The organism is Parafannyhessea sp. (assembly GCF_051876455.1).
In the GTDB taxonomy this organism is placed as follows: domain Bacteria; phylum Actinomycetota; class Coriobacteriia; order Coriobacteriales; family Atopobiaceae; genus Parafannyhessea.
Genome location: NZ_JBJEHW010000214.1, coordinates 1 through 1,684 on the forward strand (window position 1 = coordinate 1; position 1,684 = coordinate 1,684).

Sequence of the window (1,684 nt, forward strand, 5' to 3'; positions counted from 1 at the left end):
GCTGCGGAGGGGGCAGAGGTGGCAACCACGGCCGGGGCCTCCGTCTGCTTTGCCGCGCTCTCCTGCGTGGTCGTGGAGCTCTCCGTGGTAGTCGCGGTAGTCACGGTAGTCGCGGCGGTTGTGGTTGCTTGGCTCTGGCTGCCAGACTCAGTCTCCGTCGCGGCCGGTGCGGCGGCAGACGCCGCGGTCGTGGTTGCGGTTGCGGTCGCAACCACCGTCGTGTTGTCCGTGCTAGCCACGGCACCGGGGGTCTCCGCCTGAGCAATCGTCGGAGCAATGGAGATGGCTAGCATGGTCGCCGCCGCCGCTCCCAAGGCCTTAGCCTGCAGGTTTTCGTGATTGCTCGGAGCGAGGCGCATGGCCTTCTCCTTGCGCAAGCGTCGTGCTGTCTTACCAGACATACGAAACCTCCAATTTGCTCGATGTTTTGACCTTCTTTTTGCATATATAGCATGAACCTTAAATCAGGTTGCTTAAAGTTACGCATATGATACGGAAATTGCGGTAGAAGGTTACAGAGAGCTTGCGAGCGGGGAGCACCTGGCCCACCACGCGCATCCCACCCGAGCCAGCAGTGGCGGCGGCAAAGTATACTGAACGGGAGTTAAAGCGAACGGACGCCCCCGCGGGCGCCCGCACGAGGAGGCTCCATGGCAGACAGCCAAACCAAAGACACGTCCACGCCGGGCGAGAAGGACGTGACGCCCGAGCAGCAGGCGCTTCGGGACGATGCCCAGGACACGTTCAAGCGCGTGCAGTTCGCACTGCAGATGCGCCACCCCGACCAGGGGCTCCGCATGCTGCAGCCGCTGCTCAAGAAGCTGGACGCGCAGTCGCAGTCCGCACCGGACAACGACCCGTTGGCGTTCGACTTCTCCAACCCCGAGCAGGCGTATCTCTACTTCAACCTCAATCCCAAGACGGACCCGGACGCCCTGCACCCCACCGTCGCGCCGTACACGGACGCATATGGCATACACTCGGCGCTCCTATACACACTGGGCGACTACGAGGGAGCCGTCGCGGCCATCAACAAGGCCCTGCAGTTCAACCCCACGGACGCGGGCCTCTACCTCGAGCGCGCGATGTCTCACGAGGCGATGCTCGACTTCGACGCCGTCCAGCAGGACATCGAGGACGCCTACCCCATGATCACGCGCGCGATTGACCTGGCCCGCTACCACGCATTCCGCGCGAACGTCCTCATCGCACAGGGCATGTACGACCTCGCGGCCGCTCACTACGCCGTGTACGAGGACTTTGACCCGGATGACGTTTATGCAAACCCGCATGAGGAGCTCCACGAGCTTGGCCACCGCACGGGACACGGCCACGCGTTCGCACACCTCACGAGCGCGGACGCGGCCAAGCGCCTCCAGCGCGCAAAGGAGAACTACGGCCCGTCCGACCTCGCGGTCTCCACGCTCCAGCAAATCCTGAACGACAGCATCAACCTGCATCACCCGGCCGACGCGCGCGCCGCCGCGCAGTCCCTGTGGGACATCACGCACTTCGACGGCTGGAAGACGCTGATCGAGAAGTTTGACGAGCTCGAGCGCATGACGCCGGACCAGAGGAAGGCAGCCGCAAGCAAGGCCGCCGCCGATGAGGCCGACACCGCACCGGCGCCCGACTCTCCGGCAGATACGTCAGACAACAAGAAGGAAAGTGACAGCGATGACTG

Annotated in this window: 2 protein-coding genes; both read left to right on the forward strand. The window is 63.9% G+C overall.

The annotated features are described in order from the left end of the window. A partial coding sequence (locus ACI38Z_RS09075; protein WP_439789879.1) for a hypothetical protein occupies positions 1–261 on the forward strand: 261 nt, incomplete at its 5' end. 389 nt (positions 262–650) lie between these two features. Further along, a partial coding sequence (locus tag ACI38Z_RS09080; RefSeq protein ID WP_439789880.1) for a hypothetical protein occupies positions 651–1,684 on the forward strand: 1,034 nt, incomplete at its 3' end.